Origin of the sequence: Pseudooceanicola onchidii, assembly GCF_004959925.1 — a bacterium.
In the GTDB taxonomy this organism is placed as follows: Bacteria; Pseudomonadota; Alphaproteobacteria; order Rhodobacterales; family Rhodobacteraceae; genus Pseudooceanicola; species Pseudooceanicola onchidii.
The window spans coordinates 1-1,007 of the sequence record NZ_SPUW01000009.1 but is presented as its reverse complement, the minus strand read 5'-3'; the positions used below and the strand labels follow the sequence as shown (position 1 = coordinate 1,007).

2 tRNA genes and 1 rRNA gene are annotated in these 1,007 nt (G+C 54.1%); all 3 read right to left on the bottom strand.

Going from position 1 to position 1,007, the window contains the following annotated elements:
• Positions 1 to 450 precede the first annotated feature (450 nt).
• Positions 451 to 526, bottom strand: a tRNA-Ala gene (locus tag E4S58_RS17790).
• Between the two features lie 3 nt (positions 527 to 529).
• Positions 530 to 606 (bottom strand) — tRNA-Ile (locus E4S58_RS17785).
• 305 nt (positions 607 to 911) lie between these two features.
• Positions 912 to 1,007: ribosomal RNA gene (locus E4S58_RS17780) — 16S ribosomal RNA — on the bottom strand; the annotation flags it as partial.

The following is a 1,007-nucleotide window of genomic DNA, read 5'->3' as shown; positions in this document are numbered from 1 at the left end:
GCTTGATTTGATCCAGAAGAAGACAGGCCATTTAGGTTGGCAAGTCGCGGTCATATGCGGGCTGGTTCGTCCGCTGACCTCTGTTCCGGATCAAAAGCATACTATCCCGCTCGATCCGGATCGGATCGAACTTGTCACGTCTTGCGACGTGATTGGTTAGTGTACTTGACTTGGACAACTGTTGTTCTTTTCGAAGGGTAAACCGATGTAGGGCTTGGCGTCCCTCTTACGGCGTGCCCGAAGGCGCCCAACGTTCCTACTGACCACTGTCAGCGGAAACAACGTTGTTGATTTCTCTCTATACGATGTCAATTCGTCCGGATTGGACGGTTAAGAACCCGAAGGTGCTTAACGATCAAATCCAAATTCAAACGCGCTTGGGATAGGCTCTCGTGCGATTTGACTTTGTCAAATCCACTGTCGCCCCAGCTTTCTGCGAAAGCTGGTAGTTGGTGGAGCCTAGGAGGATCGAACTCCTGACCTCCTGAATGCAAATCAGGCGCTCTCCCAGCTGAGCTAAGGCCCCACATGGTGGGTCGAGGAGGACTTGAACCTCCGACCTCACGCTTATCAGGCGTGCGCTCTAACCACCTGAGCTACCGACCCACGACTTTTGCAGCACGCTGCAAAAGGTCGAGTGCGCGTCAGGGCATTCCGAAGGAATGGCCCGAGAGCGTCACCCGGTGGTGAGTAGCGCAAATGCGCAGGCTCTCAATGATTGCTGCGCAATCATTTGCCGCGATAACTGGCACCTAGCGTGTGCGTCGTTGGTTTCCGAACACGTTCGAAAACCCTTGTACTGAAGAGATATGAGGACGGCCTGGTCCGTCTGATATAGACCGGCAAAGGTACCGGTCTGTGCTAAGTGTTTCACGAGATCAGCCAGGCTGACCTTCCAGAAACATCCTTAGAAAGGAGGTGATCCAGCCGCAGGTTCCCCTACGGCTACCTTGTTACGACTTCATCCCAGTCGCTGAGCCTACCGTGGCCAGCTGCCCCCATTGCTG